The sequence below is a fragment of the Paenibacillus sp. HWE-109 genome (assembly GCF_022163125.1).
In the GTDB taxonomy this organism is placed as follows: domain Bacteria; phylum Bacillota; class Bacilli; order Paenibacillales; family NBRC-103111; genus Paenibacillus_E.
In genome coordinates this window covers 4,363,903-4,384,533 of the sequence record NZ_CP091881.1, presented here as the reverse complement: position 1 = coordinate 4,384,533, position 20,631 = coordinate 4,363,903, and the positions used below count along the sequence as shown (strand labels likewise).

12 protein-coding genes are annotated in these 20,631 nt (G+C 44.6%); 7 read left to right on the top strand and 5 right to left on the bottom strand.

What is annotated here, in order from left to right; translation table 11 throughout:
• Positions 1-15: 15 nt before the first annotated feature.
• A complete protein-coding gene (locus LOZ80_RS18910; RefSeq protein WP_238172771.1) occupies positions 16-2,139 on the bottom strand; it encodes a helix-turn-helix transcriptional regulator in 2,124 nt (707 codons plus the stop codon).
• Between the two features lie 96 nt (positions 2,140-2,235).
• Positions 2,236-2,412 (bottom strand): hypothetical protein, encoded by a 177-nt coding sequence (locus LOZ80_RS18905; protein WP_238172770.1) that lies wholly within the window; start codon positions 2,410-2,412, stop codon positions 2,236-2,238.
• 427 nt (positions 2,413-2,839) lie between these two features.
• Between LOZ80_RS18905 and hepB the strand changes: the two genes are divergently transcribed.
• Together hepB and LOZ80_RS18895 are read left to right on the top strand one after the other, a co-directional pair.
• Positions 2,840-8,011 carry a heparin/heparin-sulfate lyase HepB gene (hepB, locus tag LOZ80_RS18900; RefSeq protein WP_238172769.1) on the top strand — a complete coding sequence of 1,724 codons (5,172 nt, stop codon included), beginning with the start codon at positions 2,840-2,842 and terminating at the stop codon, positions 8,009-8,011.
• Between the two features lie 90 nt (positions 8,012-8,101).
• On the top strand, positions 8,102-9,415 hold the full coding sequence (locus tag LOZ80_RS18895) for a carbon-nitrogen hydrolase family protein (RefSeq protein ID WP_238172768.1): 1,314 nt from the start codon (positions 8,102-8,104) through the stop codon (positions 9,413-9,415).
• A 94-nt stretch (positions 9,416-9,509) separates the two neighbouring features.
• Here the strand turns inward: LOZ80_RS18895 and LOZ80_RS18890 are convergent, their stop codons facing one another.
• Genes LOZ80_RS18890 through LOZ80_RS18880 form a run of 3 tightly spaced genes read right to left on the bottom strand, consistent with a single transcriptional unit; the run spans position 9,510 to position 13,246 of the window.
• Positions 9,510-10,631: a Ger(x)C family spore germination protein gene (locus tag LOZ80_RS18890; protein WP_238172767.1), complete on the bottom strand. Its 1,122-nt coding sequence runs from the start codon at positions 10,629-10,631 to the stop codon at positions 9,510-9,512.
• A 24-nt stretch (positions 10,632-10,655) separates the two neighbouring features.
• Positions 10,656-11,765 carry a GerAB/ArcD/ProY family transporter gene (locus tag LOZ80_RS18885; protein ID WP_238172766.1) on the bottom strand — a complete coding sequence of 370 codons (1,110 nt, stop codon included), beginning with the start codon at positions 11,763-11,765 and terminating at the stop codon, positions 10,656-10,658.
• Between the two features lie 14 nt (positions 11,766-11,779).
• The gene (locus LOZ80_RS18880; protein ID WP_238172765.1) at positions 11,780-13,246 is read right to left on the bottom strand and encodes a spore germination protein; all 1,467 of its coding nucleotides are present in this window, start codon (positions 13,244-13,246) and stop codon (positions 11,780-11,782) included.
• A gap of 160 nt (positions 13,247-13,406) precedes the next feature.
• Between LOZ80_RS18880 and LOZ80_RS18875 the strand changes: the two genes are divergently transcribed.
• The 5 genes from LOZ80_RS18875 to LOZ80_RS18855 all read left to right on the top strand — a co-directional run bounded on the left by LOZ80_RS18875 (position 13,407) and on the right by LOZ80_RS18855 (position 20,570).
• Positions 13,407-15,221: a cache domain-containing sensor histidine kinase gene (locus LOZ80_RS18875; protein ID WP_238172764.1), complete on the top strand. Its 1,815-nt coding sequence runs from the start codon at positions 13,407-13,409 to the stop codon at positions 15,219-15,221.
• Positions 15,214-16,458: a response regulator gene (locus LOZ80_RS18870; protein WP_238172763.1), complete on the top strand. Its 1,245-nt coding sequence runs from the start codon at positions 15,214-15,216 to the stop codon at positions 16,456-16,458. Before LOZ80_RS18875 ends, LOZ80_RS18870 begins: the two co-directional genes overlap by 8 nt.
• A 221-nt stretch (positions 16,459-16,679) precedes the next feature.
• Positions 16,680-17,768, top strand: a complete 1,089-nt coding sequence (locus tag LOZ80_RS18865) for an ABC transporter substrate-binding protein (protein ID WP_238172762.1) — start codon at positions 16,680-16,682, stop codon at positions 17,766-17,768.
• 23 nt (positions 17,769-17,791) lie between these two features.
• Positions 17,792-18,901, top strand: coding sequence for an ABC transporter ATP-binding protein (locus tag LOZ80_RS18860; RefSeq protein ID WP_238172761.1), 1,110 nt, complete (start codon positions 17,792-17,794; stop codon positions 18,899-18,901).
• On the top strand, positions 18,879-20,570 hold the full coding sequence (locus LOZ80_RS18855) for an ABC transporter permease (protein WP_238172760.1): 1,692 nt from the start codon (positions 18,879-18,881) through the stop codon (positions 20,568-20,570). The genes LOZ80_RS18860 and LOZ80_RS18855 overlap by 23 nt, the downstream gene beginning before the upstream one ends.
• Positions 20,571-20,631 lie beyond the last annotated feature (61 nt).

The following is a 20,631-nucleotide window of genomic DNA, read 5'->3' as shown; positions in this document are numbered from 1 at the left end:
TTAAACTGAGAAAGCTTACTGTTGTTCATTTCTGCGAAATTCACTGGGCGTGAAGCCAGTGGATTTCTTGAACATGCGGTTAAAGGAGTTAATGTTCTGGTAGCCTGCAAACTGGGCAATATCTTGAATACGAATGTCTGGATTAAGCAGCAGCTTCTTCGCTTTATCGATTCGAACTGAATTGACATAATCAACAAAGTTAGTACCCGTCTTTTCTTTGAAATATGTAGACAAGTAACTGCGGGTGATATGCAGCTTATCTGCCATGATATCCAAGGTGATATCCTTGTCATAGTTATTCTCAAGATACTCATACACGTAGTGAATAATGTGGTCTCGCTTATCTTTGAGTTCCCTGACAAGCAGGGCTGATCTCTTAATATCACAGGACAAAAGTGTGTCAAGTTGCTCATAAGTATGACAGTTCTGCAATTCAGCGAAAGTCTGACGGAGAAACGTGTGGTCGATATTACGCTGCTGAAGATTTCTTTGTGTATGAAGCAAGATGGATTCAGCGAATTGATGGACACTTTTCGTGCTCTCATTACTTTTTCTTATTCTAGCGAGCACTCGTCTCACCAATAGGAGAACAACATCATCGTTCCCGTTGTATAGATTGGCATCTAGTTCCTCTTCTTGCGCTTGTGTTAATCGAATATTCTCAGCTTGCAGCTCAGTATCCACGATAATCTGAGTTTCATCATCGAACTTCCTCTTTTTAAGCTGTTCAAGCCCACTTTGATACGCTTCATTCCAATCCTCGGTACCACCTGAAGCCGTGATCGTAAGGAAGCAATACTCCCGTTCTGCTTCCATCATGTGATTAATTTGTTTGAGTGTATGGTTGATATTCGGATCAGTGATTTCTGTGAAAATAATAGACAGGATTTGATCATTTTCCATCTGGAAGGTCAAGGAATCCGAGAAGGTCTCCGCAATAATCCGATTGATATATTCTCTGATAAAAACCGTTGCACGTTCCTCATCTACCTCCAAACGATACAGATTAGCTTTGTAATTGACTTTAAACAATACCAGAACAAAGGGACGATCCGATGGAAGCCAAGGTGTGCTATCACCATGCTGATGACGTATCTTTTTTAATACATTGGAATAAGCGTAGTACCGCAGCAGAGACTCTTTCTCTGACATATCCTGATGCATATCCTGGTTTGATTTGAGGATGTCACTTATTTTGTGATGGATGATATTAAATTCCTTGATTCCACTCTCCCAAAGTGGATGGGTATTCCACTTCTGAATCCCTTCAATAATCCGCTTAACAGGTGTGTTGAGTCGAACGCTAAACAGGAAGGAAGCAATCAGGCTAATAGCAATGGTGAGGATGAGCAACAACACAAATGAGAAATTCCAACGCACCTGACTCGAGATTGTGTTATCTGGAACCACATGAATATAAGTTAGTCCGCTCGCGCCTTTTTTATAGAAGTAGTAGATATTATCCTTAATCATATAACCTGAATGATATTTGAATTTGGGTAATGAGACTTGATTGGCGCCTGGAGAATGATACATGGGTTGATCAGCTTCATTTATGATATAAAACTGGTCGTCGAGGGTCTGATGCAGTTGGGCGTAAATGGTGTCTGCCTCGACCATAGCGATTAAATAAAAGTTCGGAAGCTGTTCATTCTTGACGACAATGGGCAGTAACGTCCGTTCACCCATTCGTCCTGTAGAATCGGACTCAGCAAACGAAGAAGCAGGTAGTACTTGGAATTTGTACGGTAAAGCATATTGATCGTTCCAGAAAGAGGCGTTGTAATCCTTGCTATTGTAATAGCGATCGAACATGGTGTTGACATCAGTCCCACGGCCTTTTTCAAGCGTATAGCCAGAATTCTGAAACATCAACAATATATTTTCCAAGTATAATTGTCGATTGGACATCACTAGTCGGAGCTTCTGCATCGTAGAAAGCGCGTTCATATAATTAATGGACGGACTTTGCACTTCCTCTAGTTCTAGTGAAACGGCTAGAACGGAACTATGAATGACAGCTATTAGATTCTCATAGTTTTCGGATGTTTTTTGCAAGCTGAGTGTATTGTATTTAATGATCTCATCTTTAATCCCCCCCCTGTAGTAGACGACGGAAAATAAAATAAACGAAACCAATAGAGCAATTATGATTAGAAAACTGACGAATAATCGGATGAATAAAGAGGAGTTTTCTCTTTGAGCCTAAGTTTGAACAACGCTTTTAATGGGAATTTATGATCGGGCATATGCCTCACCTGCCTTAAGACTGAATAAGATCAGATATTTTCTTTCGATAATCACCTGATAGTTCCATACACGATTTGAATGTCGATTCGGGTTGGTTAGATCTTCACGGTGTATTTTCTCGCCATCATTGACGGCCCATATTTGAACATGGTGGGTAGGCATGAAAGTCTCCTTCATTCATCATATATTTATCATTTAAACATGAATAGCAACAGGTTGATATCATCATATCATTTACTTTTTCACATATTGTTAGCTTTTAAGCTTTGCGTAAGGCCTTCATGGATGTTCCATTAGTATACATGCTTACGAAATGCTTGTCGTAAATGGTTTCACGCAAATGCGGGATTGCAAGCATCTGTGAATTCTTGCACACGCTTACATCGATATGATCACTACTTCACCAATTTATGATTTTCGTAAAAACGATGAAGTAACTAGAATAACGACGATATTCAGTTCCCAATAAATTAGATATGGTGAGTGCATAAGGGGGGGATATTTTTCTGGCCGTATCCAGCGGTATGTTGTAATCCAGTTACTATTTAGCAGGTGTATATTACTTTATTGAAAAGGGGTTAGTTAACTGATGAATCTTAAGTGGCAGTCAAACTTGCAGCTTTTCTTGTCCTTTCTCATGGTTCTCTCCATTTCCAACGGTTTGTTGGGCAGTCAGGAAGTTCAAGCAGTTGAGGCTAGTAATGTCAGTGATATAAGCGTATCTAGTCAGACTTATTCGGTCGCTCCGACACCGGAAAACCTAGTGGTAAATCCAGGCTTTGAATCCGGAGATACAGGTTGGGAATTTTGGGATGGTGCCTCCTCCGTTGTCAGTAACAATGCCAACAGTGGTACAAACAGTGTAGTGGTAAGTGCCGGAAATACAGGATTTGCTCAGAATATTACCACGGGTGTTGCAGAGAATGAAACCTACTATTTTGAAGTCTATGGAAAGGTCGAAAGCGGTCAAGATGGTCGCATTTTTGTTACTTGCCGCGATTCAAATAATCAGGATCTCTATACAACTTCAATGAAAAATTTCGTAATTGCATCGACAGACTATAAGCTGCGATCTGCAATCTTCACTGCACCGCCGGGTACAGTGAAGATTCAAATCTGGACATGGACAAATCATCCAACTGGTAATTATTATTTGGATGATTTTGTGCTAAGAAAACATAGCGGTCCAACACCAACTGATAATCCATACCCGGCCCCTCCTGTGCTGCCGCCAGCCGAACATCCACGTCTGTTCGTTAGGGCAACTGATCTGGATGAGATCCGCAGCCGCCTAGCGCATGCAGAAGTAAAGGATGCTTGGGAACATATGCTGGATGCTGCTGGACAAAGCTTTACCGGAGAACTTCCAGCTCCAAATTCCAAAGAAAAAAATAATATGGACAATGTTATTATGAAGACGATCCAAGCTAAGGCTTTATTGTATTTACTGCAAGCAGACGAACCAAGTGGCCAGCAGGCCGTCAGCATGATGACTAATTATTTGAACACTGTCGTCTTCCCACATCACGATTATCGTCCGATTGGTGAAGCTCTTACATTGGGTTCCATTGTATATGACTGGTGTTACCCGCTGATGACCGCGTCACAGCGATCGCATTTCATTCAGCGCTTTGAGTCTATAGCCGAAGGTATGGAGATTGGCTATCCTGCGATTGAGCAAGGTGCTGTAGTTGGACATGGCAGCGAAGCGCAACTGATGCGTGATCAGTTAAGTGTTGGTATTGCGGTTTATGACGAGAATCCAGCTATATATAACCTAGTAGCTGGGCGGTTCTTCGCTGAGTATGTGGAGCCGCGTAACTATGTATACCCTTCTAATGCTCAGTCTCAGGGGGATTCCTACGGACCTTATCGTTATCAATGGGATGTGTTTGCCTCATGGATATTCAAGCGGATGGGTGCTGGTGATGTATTTAATTCCGATCAAGGGATGACCCCATATGAATGGATCTATGCGCGTCGTCCCGATGGGCAGCTCATGCGTAACGGTGACACGTTTCAATCGCAAAGGCCATTCGGCGAATATTGGTCTGAGCCTATGCCGAACATGCTGCCTGCCAGCTACTATCATGATCCTTTTTTGAAGAATGAATTTCTGAGGCAAAATAGTTACAACAAATCAGCCAAGGATGATCTGTGGGTTATATTATTGGATGACCCTCAGTTGGGGACAATGAATGAACAAACGCTTCCGCTCACCAAATATTTTCCCGAGCCTTCTGGCCAGATGACGGCTCGAACGAGTTGGAGAGGCGGTGTACAGTCTTCTACCGTCGTTGCAACAATGAAGGTTGGCACCACCATGTTCACGAACCACCAGCATATGGATGCTGGACAGTTCCAACTGTATTACAAGGGTGGTTTGGCCATAGATTCGGGTATTTATGAAGGTACGATGGGGGGATACTTTGATTCCCACGATCTTAATTACAATAAACGCACGATTGCGCATAATACGATGTTAGTCTATGACCCTAACGAAACTTTTCCAGCTGGTTCGAATGATGGCGGTCAGCGCTTCTTATATGAAGAACCTGCTACGATGCAAGAATTGCTTAATCCCACGAATAATTATGAAGTTGCTGACGTCGTCAAACATCAGCTCGGTCCGGATGCAGTTACACCAGATTATAGTTACATAAAGGGAAACCTTACTAAAGCGTATACGTCCAAGATGGAGGATTTCAAACGTTCTTTTGTATTTCTTAACCTGAAGAATGATGATCATCCAGCTGCGTTGGTTGTATTCGATAAGGTAACTTCTGCTGATGCCAACTTCAAGAAAACTTGGTTGCTGCACAGCGAGAACGAACCTCACATATCAGGCGATACAGTCACCCTTGAACGCACAGAGAAAGGTTATAATGGGAAATTGGTCAATCGCACCTTACTGCCGGCTAGCAATAATGCTGAAATCACCAAGATTGGCGGAACAGATAAAGAATTTTTCGTCAATGGTGTCAATTATCCGCAAAAACCCTGGTCTGAGGATAGCACAGAAGCGGGTGCCTGGCGTGTGGAAGTTTCTCCGAAGGCTAACGCCGAAACAGATGTATTCTTGAATGTCATGCAGGTGATGGATGCAGTGGATGGTCCTCAGCCGCTGGCTACGGAATCGATCGTTTCGAATGAGATGGTTGGTGTGAAAATCGAAGATCGGGCTGTGCTTTTTTCCAAAAGTGGTGTTGATATAACCAACACTGCCAGCTTTGAACTGCCAGTATCGAACAAGGATGTCCGTGTATTGGTGACTGACCTAAGCACTGGCTATTGGACGGTAACTAAAGCTGGGGAAACGGCTTCAGCCGAATATGAGGTAACGCCTGATGAGGGTACGTTATATTTTGCTACTACAGGAGGTACGTATACCTTACAGCATTCTCCAACAAGAACTCTATCCGTACCAATAGCGATTGTAACATTACCGGTACAAGCTGAGAAGGATGCCGTAGTTATGCAAGTTAATGGCGTTGATTTCGCTTTTAATTCAGAACTGGCCTTAAGTGATAGTCAGGTGATTATTCCTTATGAACGGCTGGCTGCTGAGCTTGGTCTGAGAACCAATCTGCAAGGATCGACTTTGACAATGAGTCGCCGAGGAACAACGGTTGAGATGACCATTTCTAGCAATGTGATCACCATCAATGGTCAATCCGCAACGCTGCAAACACCGGTAACCCTTAGAAATGGAGTCGTTTATATTCCACTTGAGGTCGCCTCTATAACCAATTGGGCGGTGGTCAAGTGGGATGAATTCTCCCTGAAAGCGAAAGTATTTTCGATTCTACCGGTGACCGAATATAAAGTAGTCGAGATCGATTCCAGTACGACCGCAGATGTTGCTTTACAAGCAACTGATGGAGATCTGAATACCGTATGGACCGATAATGTACCGGGCGCCTACTTGGTCTATGATCTCGGTGAAACTCGGAAGTTCGATCATATCGATCTCGCCTGGCTCAATGGGCAGGATCGTTACTATCAATACGAGCTGTTGACATCACCGGATGGCAGCAATTGGACTTCCAGATATGCAGGGGAGAGTTTAGGAAGCAATGATACCTATGAAGCAATGTATTTTGCCCCTGTATCTGCTAGATTCGTTAAGCTAATTGGGAACGGATATCGCTCAGATCTGGGAGGAAGCGGTGAAGTATCGCTCAAAGAGATGCGCATTGCTACGCCGTATTACAAGGTTGAAGCTGTACGGTCCTCTAGAGGCAAGGGAGAAGAGGCCATTGACGGCACTTTGGGAACGATGTGGACGGCTGAAGATAAAGGGTCATGGATCGAATTTGATCTCGGTGCATCCTACACGGTGGCCGGGCTGGGCAGTTCTTGGTACGTAGGAGAAGAGCATTTTTTCGATGTGTGGGTCTCAGATGATCAGAAGCAATGGACGACTGTATTCCAAGGCAGCAACAGCGGAACCACGAGAGGCATGGAGGATATCTTCTTTACACCGATCGGAGCAAGGTATGTTCGGGTAGTTGGGAAAGGTGATTGGAATTCAATATGGGAAGCAGTCTTGTATAAACCCGGGGTATCGAATAATGCGAACTTAAGTGGCTTAAATGTCGATAGTGGAGCCCTTAACGAGGATTTTGCCTCAGGAACGAAAAGCTACACACAAAATGTTGCTAACCGGGTAACAAGTATAAAGGTCACGCCAAAGTTGGAGGATACCTCGGCAAGGGTCAAAGTAAACGGTATAGCAGTTGCGAGCGGTCAGGCGAGCCAACCGATCTCACTTGGTGTAGGGTTGAATACCTTTGAGGTGGTAGTTACTGCGGAGGACAGTACGATGAATACCTATACCATTAAGGTAACCCGCATGGCAGGTCATACCACGGAGGGCGAAGTGTCATCAGGCGGGTTGGCAAGTAAAGATACGAATTTATCCACAATGAACCTTGTAGCCGATGGGAAGACACTAGGACTATCTCCAGCGTTTTCTCCGGACATTGTTCAATATACAGGGGAGACGGATGCGGAATGGATAGAGCTTCAACTAGCTGCTACAGATTCGAAAGCGGTTGTGAAGCTGAAAGATGAAACGATTGGCTCTGTAAAAAGAGTGCCATTACTAATCGGAGACAATAAGTTGATCGTTTCCGTCAAAGCTGAGGATGGGTCCACGAAGACCTATACGTTAAGCATTAAACGCAATGCGGCTAAAGACCCTTCAATTCCGACCTTGGCATGTTCGATTACGGATATCGAACATCACTGGGCTAAGCTTGATATATGTAAAGCAGCGGCGCTTGGAATTGTCGAAGGTGTTGTAAATAACTATGATCCTGACGGACAGGTAACACGAACAGAGTTTATTGTCATGCTGCTGAAGACCCTTCAACTATCTACAGCTAAAGAATCGGCTTTATCTTCATTCACTGACAGCAGCAGCATTCCAGAGTGGGGACGATCTGCTATCCAAACAGCAGCAGCTATGGGATTGATCGAAGGATATTCGGATGGGACATTCCGTCCACAAGAGCATATTAACCGATTAGAAATGGCGGTTATAATCTCAAGAGCAATGAAATTGGAGAAGGGTACTACCCAACAGGCTATTGCTGATTATAACCAGATTCCAGGCTGGGCAAAGTCCTATGTAGAGGCTGTCTATGAACATGGGCTTCTAGAGGGAGCGGCAGGTAACCGGTTTGTTCCTTATGGCGTAACAACTAGAGCTGAATCCGCTGTGATCATGCTAAGGATTTGGAATAAACTTCACTAATGAACTATGCATACATGACTAATGAAGTAATGTTGGCGTACGGTACAGGTGCACGAGGATCTGCTGTACTTCATCTAGAGGGAGATACGAATGAAAGTAAATGTACAAGATAACAACATATTGCCTCCGTTTTCTTCTGGAATTTGGCAATCGTGGACACCAAGACTGGAAATAGCTCCGATATTTGATAAAAAGTTAGAATGTAACGAGACGTTGCTTATCATATCTTCAGTGGACTCTTTTCAAGCTTATGGGGCTTGGTATTGTGAAATACATGGTGTTCTTGATGGTACTTCATATGAAATCATGACTGACTATGAAACGAGGCAGGTCGATTATGAATCAGTTTCTGTGAATGTAATTGTGACGTGGATGGATCAATCAGGCAAATGGTTAGGTAGAGGGTATATAGATACGTACGAAATTACGGAGGACGGCCTTACAAGACTAAAGAAAAGATTGGATCCGCCAGCAGGCTCGAGGTCAGTGAAGATTGAACTTGAATTTCGCTGGTCCCAAGGCGGTTCGGTTACTTTCAGGCAAGCATCACTTCGTCCAGTTGAGGCAGCTGGATCACGTAAGGTTAAGCTGGTGACCACCTATGTGAATCCAAATGGTGATCATAGATCAGATCTTTCCGCTAATTTACAGGAACTGCTTAATACACTTGAGCTTGCAGGACACGAACAACCAGATCTGGTTTGTTTATCTGAGACCTTGTATGATCGTTCCTCTGGCTATAGGGTCGAAGAGATCGCACAAACTTTGAATGGTGAAGTTGTGAAGGCTATTTGCCAAAAAGCGAAAGAGATCCAAGCTTATGTCGTATTTAATCTTTATGAAAAAGATGGTTTTTGTTTGTATAATACAAGCCTATTAATTGATCGCAGCGGAGAAATTGTTGGTCTTTATCGCAAGGTTCATCTTCCTCTGTTTGAAGCTCAAGACGGTATAACACCGGGAAGTGATTATCCCGTTTTTGCTACGGATTTCGGAATAGTAGGCCTATTGATTTGTTGGGATCAGAGTTTTGCAGAGTCTGCGCGGTGCCTTCGGATGAAAGGTGCGGAAATTCTCTGTATTTCTACGGCAGGTGAATCGAAGATCCAACAGATCGCTCGAGCCGTTGATAATGGCATGTATGTCGTAGTTGCTGGAATTAATGGTGATATGGTAGATGATGGATCCGGCAAATGGGTCTGTAACCCTAGGAGTAAGCCTAGTCGAATTATTAACCCAAATGGAGACATTTTAGGTGAAATCGGTCCAGATGATTCTAAAGTGTTAGGGGTAGAAATCAATTTAAATGCCAAATTTATGGAATATTGGATGTCGGTAGGGCCAACTTTTGGTGAAAAACGCAGCTTGTTCGCTCGTGAAAGAAGACCGGATACTTATAGTTAATGGGGTAAGGTGAAGGAAAGAGGCATTGCAGAAGATCCTGGAGATCTTTTGTAATGCTTTTTTCCCTTTGGTGACAGCCTCTTTGCATCATGGCTCACTCGATAGCACCGGTATGCCGCAGATTGAAATTTACGTGCACGTTGATTTTTGCTTCTTTGAACATGAGATGCCACTTGTCTTTGGTTAGCTTTGTGTTTCTGATGTGAGAGCGATAAACCTCACCAAAACCAACAGCATCCGATTCATTCGTCTGCAAACTAGTCAGGAAGGCTTCTATTTCTTTCTTGAGTTTCTTTTCGATTTCTTGCTGCAGCGCAGCAATGGCTTCGGCCTTGTCAAGTGGATAGTGGACTGAGATTTCTTGCAGATCGCCAAGGATGGACACTGACAATGCAAACTCTGGCTTTTTCGTGTCAAGAAGCTTAATGGAACTGCTGCTTCGCGCATTGGCAAAGACAAGCTTTACCTCTGTATCTGGATGTTCCAAATACTGCGCTAACTTTTCGGTGCCAACAATCAGCTCGTAGTATCCCGCCTTCTTGGTATTGCAAATTACTTTGAGCAGAAATCCTTGTCGTGGCGAAGCTTCATGAACCATGCGGTCATCATGAAATAAAGCGAGGCCTTTGATATAAACCTCGTTTCCCTTTCGTTTCAGCAGAGGTATAACGGGATCTTTGCCTACACTGTAATAATCACGCAGAAAATCTTGCAGAGTTGGGGAAGGGAGCTCCTCCCGCTCTGAATTTTGTTTTAAATTTTCATAAAGGTACATGCCAATATTAGAAATTTCCCGATAGCGATGCGTTAAAATATGTGAAGCTTCATCATCGCTTACGCAAAGGTAAATCATATCGCCAAGGGTGGGGTCACGGGACAACGTATCAACCATATCGATGATCCCTTTGGAGGCTAGTTTTTTGCCGTACATCACGACTCGCACCTGTCCGCCAACCAAATTCTTGCTCAGCTCTCGATTCGAAGAAATGCGCGAACCTTTACTGGTGAAAGCCGTACTGGCTACAACCTGCGTCTTTTCTCGGGCGCTGGGATCGATTTTTTGCAAAACCGAGGTTGTCAGTATGCGTTCATTCTCCAGAGCATCATACCCGATAATAATGCCGAGCGCCAAGTTTTCCAAAATGGATGGTTTGACACATCCCGAGAACACAACGGTTGTGCTCAACAACATCGTTAGACAAAAGCGTTTTCTCACGCATATCACTCCTCGTAAGTCATCCTAGCGATGAATGGCTCTTTTCTTAATGGCATGTACGGTTTTCACCAGTAGAAAAAGAAGGGGGGGATAGTACAAGATCACATAGGTCGACACGGAGTTCAAGAGGGAGTTCATCTTGTATACTTGTCCATGTCTATGGAACATAAAGGAGGAAGCGAAGAGTATGACACAGAATACGGCTAGCGATCGCTTTTGATTTATTTGAAAAACACGCTTCATCCCGCGTAAAATGACCCATGTGAATAACATCAAATTGCATACAAGAATCAGCATCCATATTGGAATGGCGATGTATTCGAAGCGTTCCAGGAACGGAAAACGGATAATTTTCAAAAAACTGAAAGTAGCCCAAATCGTTTTTGGCATCTGATTTTGACTGTAATACACGATGGAGATGGTCATAACGAACAAATAAAACAGATTGCTTAGAAGTACGCCGATTTGTGCGTAACGATTTGCATTTTGCGGGTCGCGAATAAACGGGTACAGAAAGAGGATGACCTCAAACCCAGCGACCGTAAGCGGCATCTTGCTTGCTCCTTCTAACACTTGAGAGGGGGTAGCCTCCATGATCGGCAGCAAAAAACTCCAATGAGCATGCTGCACCGCCGCATAAAAAAATAGGGTGGTTAAGATCCAACCTCCAAAACCAAACAGACACATGCCAATAATTACTCGAATTCCGCCAGTCACCCCATAGGCAATTAGCATGATGAGAAGCAGCATAAGGAGCCATGTCGGGAAATCGGAAAAGATCCACGACTGTACGGTTTCGATATACGTATGGGAGATCGTTAAGACGTAGAAAGCGAAATAGGTCATAAAGGCGAGGCTTAGAAGCTGCCCTATCCATTTTCCGAATAAGGCATAATGAATGCCAAACAAGTCCGCGGAATCATAATGCGCCAGCGTGCGAATCATCAGCCATATGGAAAGATGTGTAAGCAAACCGGCTAAGATGACCGAGATCCAGGCATCATGGCCCGATGATTTAAAAATAACGCGCTGGAATCCCAGTACACCTACGCCCAATTGGGCCTTACTTATGACAAAGACAAGTAAGAATGCTTGAAATAGTAGTCCTTTCCTCGGTTTATCCGAGATTTCCATTGGCTATCACCCGTCTACTCGTCGATGTCTTTTTTCTGCTTCGCTTGTTCCTTATTGAATCTTTGCTTATTCGGCATGCGGGTAAAGGTAGAACGTCCGGAGAGCATTGGAAAAGGAAGTCGGAAAACGGTATCCATCAGGTCCCGCCATCGTGGTGGAAAGATCGGGTGCAAATACGGATGTCCCAGACTTGTTTGACGTAAAAGATGGATGATCAGCAAACTAATCGTGAATACGATGCCGATACCACCCCAAATTCCCGCTGCAATAATCATCGGAAAACGAACGAATCGGATACTGATGCCCATTAAATAAATCGGTGTTGTAAACGATGACAGAGCGGCTAAAGCAACAATCATAATCAAAATATTGCTTGTGAAACCCGCTTGAACGGCCGCTTGTCCAATAACAATACCGCCCACAATGCCCATCGTTTGCCCAACCTTAGTAGGCAGTCTAGCCCCAGCTTCCCTCAGTAGTTCAATTGTAATCTCCAGAAATAACGATTCAAACAAAGGGGGAAAGGGTACTTTGGAACGCGACTGTGCTAATGGAACGAGCAGACTCGGCGGAATGATCTCATAATGGAAGGTTAAGGCTGCCACATAAGCGGGTGTCAAAAGGATCGAGATGAAGATAGCTAGAAACCTCAATCCTCGGATGAATACGGCAATATTCCAATGCAGGTAATGGTCTTCCGGTGATTTGAAAAAATCAAGGAAGGTGCTCGGTCCAACGATGGCAAAATTGCTGCCGTTGACAAGGAGAACTACTTTACCTTCCAATAAGCTAAAGCCCACTCGATCAGGTCGTTCGGTTAAGATCAATTGCGGGAAGATCGACATGGAATTATCTTCAATAAATTGAACCAGCAGGGAACTTCCGATGACTCCGTCTATTTCGAGGTCTGTGATACGTTGGCGCAGCGTATTGACAGTCTGCTCCTCTGCTACATCGCTCAAGTACAGCAATTGCACCTGTGTCTTCGTTTTTACGCCAATTTCCAATGATTCAGTACATAGGTTTTCATTGGCGATATAACTGCGAACAATCCCCAAATTCGTCTCGATGGATTCGGTGAAGCCAATTTGCGGTCCGATCACATTCGTTTCGATTTCGGCAATGGATGGTGTGCGTTCCGGTGGTTTAGCGGTATTAACCAGTATGGCATCGGAATATCCAGCTTTGTAAACCACGGTCCAACCGCGAAGCAGCGAGGTAATGGCTTGTTCCATTTCACATGTGAGGACCGTCAGACCCACAGGAATTAATGGGCAGAGGTCTTCCATCGCGAATGGTTCCAACTCGATATTCTGCAGCGCGCTGAGCAGTTGAATGTTAACGAGATTGGTGTCAGCTAAATTGCCGAAATAGATGAGAGTTAGATCATCTTTGGCGTGCTTAACAATCAGGTCTGTACAATGAAGCTGCAGCTTCGTCAGTGTTTCTTCGAAAATATCAACAGAATTCGGTAAATTCATTCCTACCACCTTTATCCTTAGTATCCATTTCTTATTCATACTTTATGCATGGATGTATAGAGTTAGGGCTGCGGCGGTCTCTTGGTCATATTGCTTAAATAAAGACTAGTCGTTATGATAAGAAAAATAGAAATTGAAGAAGAATGGAGGAGGAGGACGAGTGGCTCAGTGGAGTAGGCGATTGCATGCATTGGAGCTAAAAACGAAGCTGACGCTGCTGCTTCTTATCATCGCCGTCATACCGCTTGCGTTTTTGGGAACGTTCTCTTATCGGAAGGCATCCAGTGAAATTCAGATCAAGGCCTGCGAAATTATTTTGGAGAACTTATCGCAAGTAAACTACAGTCTGACCTATTTCGTGAAAGATATTGAGCAATTATCCATGTATATTTACAGCAATAGAGACATTCAGAAAATTTTGGCGAAGCCCGCAGACCGCAGCATTCAAGAGAAATACCAGGATGAACAGACGGTAAATCAAATATTAAAAAGCTTTCTAGGTTTCAAGGTATGGGATATCGAATTGTATGTGCTTGGAGAAAATGGCGATCGTTATTTTACTGGAGATTTACTGCCGAATGTGTATCGTGACTACAATCCGAATTGGGGGCTTATCCGCAAAGCAAGGATGGCTGGAGGCAGTGTTGTCTGGGATACGAATTACTCGCTGAAAAAAATGGAGGATTACGGTGCGGTGCTGAGCTCTGGGCGCCAGTTGAAGCAGGTTGGATCGGGCTTGCCGCTGGGGTATTTTGTTGTCAATATTATGGAGCCTGCGCTCGCCTATAAGTACGATAAGGCTCATCAATATCCAGGTGGAGAGGTCTATTTGCTTGATAGCAATGGGTATGTAATCTCCAGCTTGCCCTATAAACAACAGGTCGGGACTCGCCTGGACAAGCCTTATATGACGGAAGTGCTGCAAGGAAAGAAAGGCTTTTTCCGCAACCAAGTAAAGGACAGCCAATCCGATAACATGGTGATCTATGACACCTCAGATACTTCGGGCTTCAAGCTTGTAAGCGTGATTCCCGTCAATGCTCTGACCCAAGAGAGTTCAAGTATTCGCAATTTGACGATATTCATTGTTTTGGCCGGGATGCTGATTTCCTATTGTCTCGCTTATTTACTAGCAGAATATATTACTCGTCCGCTTCGCAAGCTTAGATTGTTGATGAAGGATGTGGAGAAAGGGAACCTGGATGTGGTGTTTACTTCGAAATATCAGGATGAGGTTGGACATTTAGGCTTGAGTTTTAATAAAATGCTGCAGCGGATCAAACATTTGATCGATCAAATTTATGCGAAGCAATTGAAGGTGCAGGAGGCGGAGCTCAAAGCGATCCAAGCACAATTTACTCCGCACTTTCTGTACAATGCACTAGATTCGATCAATTGGATGGCGCGCATCCACCGAATAGAAACGATCAGTAATACGGCTGTCGCTTTGGGCGAGCTGCTGCGTTTCAGTATTAACCGAAGTCATCCTATTATCCAAATTCGCGAAGATCTCAAGCAAATTCATAACTATTTGAAAATCCAGGAGGTCAGATACCGGGACAAAATTGAAGTGCAGCTGCACATTCATGAGGATATTCTTGATCTGTACGTTCCTAAATTATTGATACAACCGCTTGTGGAGAATGCAATCAGCCATGGGCTTGAGATGAAGAAAGGCTCCGGTTTTCTGAAAATTGAGGGGAAACGTGTGGATGATTGGGTGCAAATTATCGTGGAGGATGATGGGGTAGGCATTGCCGAGTGGAAGCTGGCGACGTTAGCTGAGGATGATAGCTATGTCTCTGATCGTGAAGGGAAAACGGGTATTGGACTAAGCAACTTGAGACGACGCCTTGCGCTGCACTTCGGTTCTTCCTATCAGCTTGACATTGAAAGTGAAGTTGGCGCGGGTACGAAGGTGCTTCTGCGTATTCCCGTCATTACTCATCCGTCGGAGGTAGATACGTATGTATAGAATCGTTATTGCGGATGACGAATGGTTGATTCGTGAGGGTTTGAAACAAACCGTAGATTGGGCAAACATCGGTTGCAGCATTGTGGCAGAAGCGGCTAACGGGGAAGAGGCTTTGCAGGTTGTGCTCGAACATAAGCCTGACATTCTGATCACCGATATTCGGATGCCAGGGATGGACGGGCTGAGCCTGGTCGCTCAGGCGCGCAGTTTGCTGCCGCACTTAATGGTTATTTTCTTGACGGGCTTCGATGACTTCTCTTATGCGCAGCAGGCAATTAAATTGCAGGCTTCTGATTTCGTGCTGAAGCCAACGAACCCCGATGAGCTGATCAAGGTCGTCGCTCGTGTGTGCGAACAAATAGGCAAAAGCAGAGATCATGCTGCAACGCTGCAGAATCTCCATGAACAATTGGAGCAAGGTCAGGTCTTAATTATGCAGAAATTGCTGCATGATCAGATGCTTGGGATTGCTGATGATGCTTCCTGCATCATGCTGGAGGAACTGCTGCGTGGCTGTCATTTGGAGAAGGAAGGTTTTCGCGTTGTGCTTACTGAAGTTGATGCGCGACTACTTGATAATCCGCCAGGCATGTCCCTTTGGCATAAAGTGGTTGGGTTAATGGAAAGCCGCAGCTTGAATAGAGCGATACAATTCGATGAGAGTCGGATAGCGTTTATCATGCTCAATGGCTCAGGCGACATTATTCCGCATCTGCGGCAGACCGCAGCTGCTTACGCAGGCAATCTTGAATTGACTTTTGGCGTAAGTCTGCCGTATCACAAGCAAGAACATATGCGCACGGCGTTTCGCGAAGCCTCGGTTGCGCTGCGGAATAAAAGGCCCGGAGCTGAGCAAACTATCAGTGAATTCGGTGACATTCTGCAGTGGACAGGGCAAGCAGCACTTCCTAACGCGGACAATTTCCGGCAGATTGAAGCCTACATTCAAAGTCGATATGCCGAGGATATCTCGTTAAGCAAGCTGGCTGCCCTGCTTCACATGAGTGAAGCTCACTTCAGTCGCTTATTTCGTAAACGCGTCGGAACGAGTTTTATTGACTATGTGACGCAAATTAGGATGGAGCAAGCCAAGCAGCTATTAGGCCTTCCTGATGCTCGGATCAACGAGGTTTCGGTATCTGTCGGCTATCAGGATGCAAGATATTTCAGTCAAATTTTTCGGAAATATACCGGAAAAACACCGACTGAATTTCGCAATGGCCGAGGATACAATTAGCTTGAATGACACATATATGTTAGTAAAACGAACATTGAAAAAGAAGCCCACCGCGTTTGAAGGTGGGTTTTTCTATGGTTGTTCAAATGAATTCGGTTACAAAGTGATCATTTTTTTAAACAATTAGGAAATTTCGTCGCATTGTGTAGTTAAAGCGTAATCCGTATAGTTAAATCATAAGGAATTGTTAATAAACCTTACATCAAACGGAGGTCGACAAAATGAGAAAAACGTGGATCACAGGCGTATCAGCAACCGTACTTTTAGCTTCAATCGCAAGTGGATGTGGGACAAGCACAACAGGCGGTGCAAGTTCAGCTTCAAGCTCCCCGTCTGCCAAAGACGCAGGAACGGCGAAGACAACCGCGGCACCTGCCGGTAAGGGCAAGTTGACACTTTATTCACCGAATGCCGCTGAAATTAATAATCCGATTATTAAAGAATTTCAGGACAGAACTGGGATTGAAGTTCAGCTAATTACAGGAGGAACCGGTGATCTGCTCAAACGCGTTCAGGCAGAAACGCAGAATCCGTTAGGCGATGTGTTCTGGGCAGGCGGCGCGGACTCGCTTGAAGCTTACAAACAATTCTTTGAGCCTTATACAACTAAGGAAATCGACAATATTCTACCGGCCTATGTGGATGTTACTAACGTATGGACACCATTCAATGCATTGCCAATGGTCATTACGTATAATAAAGAGCTTGTCAGCGAAAATGATCTTCCTAAATCATGGAAGGATTTGCTTGACCCTAAGTGGAAAGGCAAAATCGCTTACGCTGATCCTGCTAAATCAGGTTCCTCCTATACACAGTTGATCACGATGTTAACCGCTTTTGGCCGAGATGACGGCAAAGGCTGGGAGTATGTGAAAAAGCTGAATGCCAATTTGGATGGCAAGCTCCTCTCTAGCTCAAGCCTCGTACAGCGCGGTGTGCCTGATAAAGAATTCGCCCTCGGGATCACATTGGAAGATGCAGCCATTCGTTATATTGAAGGCGGATCGAAGATCGGGGTGCTGTATCCTTCGGAAGGAACATCGGCAGTGCCAGATGCAGCAGCCATTATCAAAGGGAGCAAAAATTTAAGTCAAGCCAAGCAATTCATAGATTTCCTTGTCAGCAAAGATGTGCAAGAGTTGATTCAAAAAGAATTCAAACGTCGTTCCGTACGCAAGGATGTTGCTCCTGTAGAAGGACTGCCGCAAACGAAAGATATTAAGCTTGTGAACTACGACTTTATCTGGTCTGCAGCGAACAAAAATGAAGTAATCAAAAGATTCTCCAAAATTACAACAGGACAAGAATAATCAGCAGAAGGGAGAATCCCTATATGAATCGAGTCGTATTTGACCATGTAACCAAATATTTTGGCGAGAGCAAAGCCGTTAATGACGCCCATTTTACGATTCAGGATGGTGAATTTTTCACCTTATTGGGTCCGAGTGGATGCGGGAAAACAACGCTGCTGCGAACGATAGCAGGATTTTACCGGCAAGAAGAAGGCGACATTTATTTCGGGGATAGGCTCATTAATGATATTCCTACCCATGAGCGTAATATTGGGATGGTTTTTCAAAATTATGCGATTTTCCCGCATATGAGCGTCTTTGATAACGTGGCTTATGGATTGAAGGCCCGCAATGTGGGGAAAGCAGAGATTGAGCAGCGCGTCATGGAAGCGCTGGAGATGGTGGAACTTACGCATCTGCGCGATCGCATTCCTTCTAATATGAGCGGCGGGCAGCAGCAGCGTATCGCTTTGGCAAGGGCAGTCGTTATTCGCCCTTCCCTGCTGCTCATGGATGAGCCGCTGTCGAACCTCGATGCCAAGCTTCGCGTGAAGATGCGTACGGATATTCGGAAGCTGCAGAAAGAGCTGAATATTACGACCATCTACGTGACCCATGATCAGGAGGAAGCGCTGGCTGTTTCCGACCGTATCGCGGTTCTCAGTGAAGGGCGCGTCCAGCAAATTGCTACGCCGCAAGATATCTATTTATTCCCGCAGAACCGTTTTGTCGCCAATTTCATCGGAACATCCAATTTTCTGGATGCCAGTTGCGAAGTGGCTAAGGGGGCAGCAGAGGAGATTGAGGTGACGCTGCTGAATCAAAAGACCAATTTGCATTTGGCTAAGCCCTACTCCGGTAAGGCACTCTTCTCTATTCGCCCTGAGCTTGTCAAACTCAGCGTCTTTCCTTCACCAGACTACACCTATGAGGGTACGGTTGAGACGGTTACGTTCTTAGGAGAGAAGGTCAGCTATACGATAAAGCTGATCAATGGACAGGTCATTGAGGCGCACCAACATTTGGCGGTTAGCCGTAAAATTTTGCGAGAGAACGAAATGGTTTACATTGATCTTCAGCTTGAGCAATCGGTCATGTACAACGGCTCTGGCGAGGAGGTGGTGTATCGTGCAGTCGAGTCTTGGTCATAAGTCACCGCCCACTACCTTGCAAAGATTATTGCTAATCAAATGGGATTTCTGGACAGTAGTCACGCTGCTCGTTTACGTGTTCATGTTCGCATTCATTATTTATCCGCTTTTTTCGCTGTTGATGAACAGCTTTCTGAGCGAGGATGGGCAAGTTACGATCCAGAATTATATTTTGTTTATGAAACTGAAATATTATCGCAGCGCACTCATCAATAGTTTCATGGTCTCTACTGTAGCGACAGTGTTCGCTATTCTAATTGGCGTACCGCTCGCTTATATCACAAGCAGATACGCCATCAAATTCAAGGGCTTGCTGCAAATTATGGTTATTACCTCGCTGTTGTCGCCACCATTTATTGGGGCATACTCTTGGATTTTGCTGACAGGCAATAATGGCTATATTACAAGGTTCATTCATAGCTTAGGGATTAATATTCCTTCGATTTATGGTTGGCATGGCATTGTGATTGTGTTCGCCCTGCAATTCTATCCGCACATCTTCCTGTATGTGTCAGGAGCGCTGAAAACGATTGACACGTCACTGGAAGAAGCTTCTGAAAGCTTGGGGATGAATAGCTGGCAGCGGCTTCGCACCATCACGCTGCCGCTTATTTTCCCCACCTTGTCCGCCGGAGCGCTGATGGTATTCATGGCTTCCTTCGCTGATTTCGGCACACCGATGCTGCTGGGACAAGGATTTAAGGTACTGCCGATCCTTGCTTACGAGCAATTCATCAGTGAAATGGGCGGGAATCCAGCGATGGCGAGCACACTCAGTATCATATTGATCTTGTGTTCGACGCTAATCCTGTTCTTTCAACGGTATTTTGTGTCCCGCAAAAACTTTTCTATGACAGGCATGAGAACGCCAAAAGTCAAAGAGTTGAGGCCAGTTCTAAAATGGGTATTTACCATTCTTGCTTTTATTCCAGCCTGTATTTCGATCCTCCCACAGATTACCGTGATTATTACTTCGTTTATTAAAACGAAAGGACCGGTTTTCCAGAGCGGTTTTAGCCTTGGGAGCTATAGAGAAGTGCTGTTTCGGGTTCCGCGGGCAATTATTAACACGTATTCGTATTCCATTTTATCCATCATCATTATGGTCGTTGCCGGTATGTTGATCGCCTACATCCTGGTTCGCCGCAAATCCAAAGTGACAGCATTCCTGGATGGAATTATCATGATCCCTTACGTAATGCCAGGGACTGTTCTGGGAATTAGTCTGATCATTGCTTTCAACAAGCCGCCAATCGTGCTTACAGGAACATGGTTCATATTGGTTATTGCATATGTAGTCCGCAAAATTCCGTACACCATTAGATCCAGCACGGCCATCTTGCATCAGTTGGATCACAGCGTTGAAGAAGCTTCCATCAGTTTAGGCGTTCCGCCGATGAAAACATTTTTCAAAACGACAGGCAGGCTTATGGCGCCTGGTGTCCTATCGGGAGCTATTCTCAGTTGGATTACGACGATCAATGAATTAAGTTCTACGTTAGTGCTTTATTATGGAGCGACGGCAACGATCTCTGTAACGATTTATAGCGAGGTTATTACTTCGAATTTTGGAACGGGCGCTGCGCTTGCCTCCATTCTTACGATGACGACTTTGATTTCCCTCATTATTGCAAGCAAACTCTCTGGTGGTAAGGGATTATCACTGTAAAAAGATCTTGATTTTGGCTTTTGCTAAACTCCTTATATACTAAAGGTAGCGAATAAAGTCA